This window comes from Dokdonella soli (genome assembly GCF_039523175.1).
Lineage (GTDB): Bacteria > Pseudomonadota > Gammaproteobacteria > Xanthomonadales > Rhodanobacteraceae > Dokdonella_A > Dokdonella_A soli.
On sequence record NZ_BAAAEU010000016.1, the window covers coordinates 1 to 5,178 of the forward strand.

The window sequence follows — 5,178 nt, forward strand, 5'->3', positions numbered from 1 at the left end:
CCGCGCTGCATCGAGGCGACCCACCGTCGTCGGCGCAGAGTCGCGTCAAGGGTACGGTTGCCGGGCCAGTATTACGACGCCGAGACAGGACTGAATTACAACTACTTCCGGGACTATGAGGCGAGCACCGGCAGGTACGTCGAGAGTGACCCGATTGGGTTGAGGGGAGGACCAAACACGTACGCTTATGTTCGTGGAAATCCCCTGAGACGCTTCGACTCGAAGGGGCTGGACGATACAGTGTGCATGTACGATCCCGCGTCATGTGGGATGCCTCAACCCCAGGACGCAAGCTACTTTGGCGGAGAGGGCTTCTATGTGCCATATCCTGGGCGACCAGGAGGTGGTGGTGGTGTGACTTGGCTTACCTGCACTGATGATTGCGGAAAGAGGCACACCTACAAGTACACGAAAATTTGCACATCAGCTTTCTCTGGCATAGGCATATCCTTCGGCAGAGTGGGCGGGATGAGCGGAGCGAACTGCAAAGATCCCCATCGCTATGAAGGATGGTTTGCGGAAGGTGGATTTGGAGCCTTTGCTGGTACAGGCGGAGTGGACGTGGGTTTCAATAATGACGGCACGCTATCTGGCGTAAATGAAGCAGGACTGGGGATTGGGACCCCAGGACCTAAAGCCGCCATGTGCTACTACGTTCTCTCATCTTCATCTTCCGACTAGGAACGAGCGGCGTGAAGTACCTACCGGTCATTGTTGTGGTCGCTTTGTTCCTTGGAGCCCTCTATTTGCGGTGGAGGACGTCGAGACCGCGGCAGTCAGATTTCGACGTCATCGAAACATATGCGACGGCTAAGGGTCTGCGGGTAGACCGAATAAGTGAAGGTGGAAATCATTGGCGCTATTGGCTGCAGGGTAATCTCTTGCTGAGTAACATCGCCCGGACGTATGTAATCAAAGCAACGACATCTGAAGGCAAGTGCCAGGAAATTCACGTTGCTGTCGATCCTATGAGCCCTGGCGCGTTGAAGGTACTTCAGGAAAGATCAGTACCGAGCTGATCGGGCACACCCGACGCATCTTGCGATGGCAGTCAAAGGGGCGCGAAAGCGCCCCTTTTTTATTGCGCGACAAGCGGTTGCCGTGGCTGCCAGCGTGGCAGCCGTGGGCGATCGGTGGCTGCCGTCGAGGGCTGCGGCCTTGTTCTGACGGGGTTGGCGTGTCTGCCATCGACGGACTGTCGCAGACGCTGAGATGAGGGTGTGTGCCAATGGCCGAGCCACCGCGTTCGCTGAACGTCGTGGGGATGTGCCCCTCGGAAACGCGCGTCCAAATAGGGGGGGGCTCCGATCCGGAAGGGGTGCGCGCACGGATTATCGTGAAGACGCGCATTCCGCGCAGCCAGGAACCGAGCCTGCATGTCCACCGTGAACGACGAGACGAAAACCGACCGCCTCACCCTGCGCCTGCCCAGCCATGACCTGGAGCGGCTGCGCGAGCTGGCCCGACGACGACAAATGGATGTGGCGGCGCTGGGCCGCGAAGCGATCCGCGCCTTCCTCGACGGCACCGACCCGCAGGCAGGGCAAGACCGCCTGACGACCGAGTTGCGCGGTGTGATCCGTGAACACGCCGATCGCGTGATCGAGCGCCATGAGCAAACGACCCACGCCCTGATCGCAGCGCTCAGACGGAAGTTCTCGACATACAGCAAGACGTGGCGCGCCATCCGAGCATGACAGCCACGTAGAAAGAGGCTTGGAAAGAATACCGCTCCGAACTTCCCTGGCTGAGCAGCTCGCACCGGCCGCTGCTGCGCCTTGCTTGCATCTGGACAGCGAAGATGATCAATCAACGTACGGCCGCATGCGCACAGCGAAATGCTCCGCTATGTAACCATCGACAAGTTCTCGGAGCTTTCTGGCTATACGCCGGATGCCGTGCGCTCGAAGATCAAGCGCGGAGATTGGCTCGAAGGGCGACTATGGATCAAGGCGCCCGCTGGTCGGATATTGATCGACATGCACGGATATGACGCATGGGCGGTCAGCGCCGCGGGAGTGTCTGTTTCCGCAATCCGGAAGCATCTGGGCAAGTAACCGTCAGGTTGACAAATCAAATCATGGGAATGGGCTCGGTCAATGCCGAGCCCCAATATCAGCGACGCGATACTTTGCAGTCAAAGGGACAAAAGCACTTTGCACCTGCGCGGCCGAACTCTGACATCGTTCGCAATGCCGCCACGGACTTCCCGTGCTAACTCATCTGCGTGCGGTCTGTCAGGACGCAGTCGCTCCAGACTTCTACGGTTCGATCTCCTCCGAATTTCGGGTATAAGGCAACACCCCCTCTGAAGGAAGCAGCGCGTCATATGGCAACGATGGGAAGGCGGATGGTGGTTCGGTGCATAGGCAACCAGTTGTTCTTTGCATTGGTCCTGGGGCTATTTCTATCGATCGGCGTCGTCGGCGCGATGGACGTGCCGTTCGTCTGGAAGTATTCGCAGCAAGTCGAGACCCCCGACCCAGGCCCCTTCGATGCGCCCGTCCCTGGATGTGCATGGCTCATTCGCGCTCGTTCGCATTCCGCATGCACTGAACCGCAGAGGATCGAGGTCGATAGTCCGGCTTGGGAGCCGTGCGGACTCTGTGGCGGAACCTTGCAGTGCAGTTTCCACGTAACCCAGTGGATGAACGGCTGCGGAAGTCCCGCGACTTACGATGCAAGATCCTCTTTTCAGAATTGGGTCGCCCCGTTTCGAGCCTGCCCCTCGCCGTACACGCTGACCTGGACCACCGATCCGGTTACGGGCAACCCGATCAACTATCGGTGCGCAGGGCCCGACGACCGAACGCCACCTCAAATGTGTCCGCTCGTGGGCAATCCCGTCCAAGTGACGACCGGCCAGAAGGCGTGGACCGAAACGGACTTCGGCAAGCCCTTTGAATTTCGTCGTTACTACACGTCGCGGCCCTCGAACAATTTTCTACGCAGTGGCTTGGGCGGTCAGTGGCGGCATACCTACGACCGTCGTCTTCTCTTGACGGACTCCCCGACCCAGCTGTGGGCCTTGCGGGCAGACAGCACGATCGTGCTCTTCACGAGTGACGGCACCGGCCACTGGAATCCTAGTAGTGGCAGCAGTCTGCGCCTGACGACGCAAGGATCGGGCTTTCTGCTGCGATCGGATCAGGACGATCAGGAGACCTACGACGCCACCGGCCTGCTGACGAACATCCAGACGCGCGACGGCCGCCAGTTCATGCTGGCGTACGACCCCAACAGTGGCCTGTTGACGTCGGTCGCGGACGACCAGGGACGGTCGCTCACGTTTGCGGTGGCCTCCAACGGCTACGGCGCCCGCTTTCAATCGATCACCGATTCGGCCGGCGGCCAGCTGCAGTTCCAGTATTCACCGGTCAACGAACTCAGCGGCGTGACCTGGACCGATATCGGCGGCGTGGTCCGTCAACGCACGTATGCCTACGAGCTGAGCGCACAGCCGACCTTGCTCACCGGTATTACCGACGAGACCGGCCAGCGCTACTCGACCTACAGCTATGACACATCCAACCGCGTGCAAAGCAGCACGCTGTGGGGCGACGCTACGCATCAAGTCAACACGTTCGGCTTCAGCTATCCGTCCTCAACGACAACCCACGTAACGACACCGCTCGGCGCGACGACGTTTACCTATGCGTTGATCGCGGGGGCACAGCGACTGACCGGCAGCAGTCAACCGTGTGCGAGTTGCGGCAGCGAGGCACAAGTCAAGCACTACGACAACGCTGGGTATCCGACGGACGCGACGGACTTCAACGGCAACCTCACGACCTATACCTATGACGACTTGCGGGGCTTGGAAACGCAGCACGTCGACGCCTCGAACGACACCTCGACTCCTTCGTCCAAGCGCGCGATCGTCACCACCTGGCACCCGACGTTCCGCGTGCCAACCGAACGCCGCACGCTGAACGCGAGTAACGGACTCGAGGCAAAAACGGACTGGGTCTACAACAACCGCGGTCAAGCAACGGCTCGCTGCGAGATCGATCCCGGCGACACGGCGGCGATGGCCTATACCTGCAGCGCCACGACGGCGCCGCTGGTTGGCGTGAAGGTGCGCCGCTGGGTCACTACCTATTGCGAGCAGGCCGACGTCAGCGCCGGCACCTGCCCGCTGGTCGGCCTGGTCACGTCCGTCAACGGCCCGCGCCCAGCCGGCGATACCGGCATGGCGGCAGGGCAGGACGATGTCGCGACCTACACCTACTACCCAACCGATGATTCGACCTGCGCCAGCAACGGCGCCTGCCCGCACCGCCACGGCGACCTGTGGAAGGTCACCAACGCGCTCGGCCAGATCACCACGACCGTCAGCTACGACAAGAACGGCCGGGTCACGCGGACGCAGGATGCGAACGGCACCACTACCGACTTCACCTACCACCCGCGTGGCTGGCTGCTGACGCGCACCGTGCGCGCCAATGCGGACGGCTCGGCGAACACTACGCAGGATGCGACCACCACGATCGCCTACGACGCGGTCGGCAACGTCACGAAGGTCACGCAGTCGGACGGCGACTACCTCGCCTACACCTACGATGCCGCACACCGGCTGATCAAGATCACCGATGCGCTCAGCAACGTCATCGACTACTGCCCGGGCGGCGTCGGCACTGCGACGTGCCTGGACGCGGCCGGCAATCGCCTCGTCGAGCAGGTCAAGGATCCGAGCGGCGCGATCAAGCGCAGCCTCAGCCGCACCTACAACACGCTCAGCCGGCTGACCCAGGTCGCGAATGCAGCGAACGCGCCGACCGTCAGCTATCCCGCCAGCGGCGGCTACGACGGCAACGGCAACCCGACCCTGTCCACGGACGGTCTCGGCTACCAGACCCAGCAGGCCTACGACGGCTTCAATCGCCTGAAGGCGACGATCCAGAACGTCGGCGGCGCGGATACCGCGACCAAGAACACCGAGACCGACTACGCCTACGACACGCGCGACAACCTGCGCAGCGTGAAGGATCCGGATCTCATCGCGACAACCTACGACTACGACGGCCTGAACAACCTGACCGGCCTGCACAGCCACGACACCGGTGATACCGGGTATCACTCCGATGCCGCCGGCAACCGGATCAGCCAGACCGACAACCGCGGCGTGACCAGCACCTACACCTACGACGCGCTGAACCGGCTGACCGCGATCAGCTA

General features: G+C 61.5%; 4 protein-coding genes. All 4 read left to right on the plus strand.

Annotated elements, in window-relative coordinates:
• Nucleotides 1–57: 57 nt before the first annotated feature.
• Complete coding sequence (locus tag ABD002_RS19725) at nt 58–681, plus strand: RHS repeat-associated core domain-containing protein (RefSeq protein ID WP_425545131.1); 624 nt, start codon at nt 58–60, stop codon at nt 679–681.
• Nucleotides 682–1,376: 695 nt separating this feature from the next.
• Nucleotides 1,377–1,697, plus strand: coding sequence for a ribbon-helix-helix protein, CopG family (locus tag ABD002_RS12805; protein WP_343791690.1), 321 nt, complete (start codon nt 1,377–1,379; stop codon nt 1,695–1,697).
• Nucleotides 1,698–1,838: 141 nt separating this feature from the next.
• A complete protein-coding gene (locus ABD002_RS12810; protein ID WP_343791693.1) occupies nt 1,839–2,057 on the plus strand; it encodes a hypothetical protein in 219 nt (72 codons plus the stop codon).
• A 776-nt stretch (nt 2,058–2,833) separates the two neighbouring features.
• On the plus strand, nt 2,834–5,178 hold a 2,345-nt coding region (locus tag ABD002_RS12815; RefSeq protein ID WP_343791695.1), incomplete at its 3' end, for a DUF6531 domain-containing protein.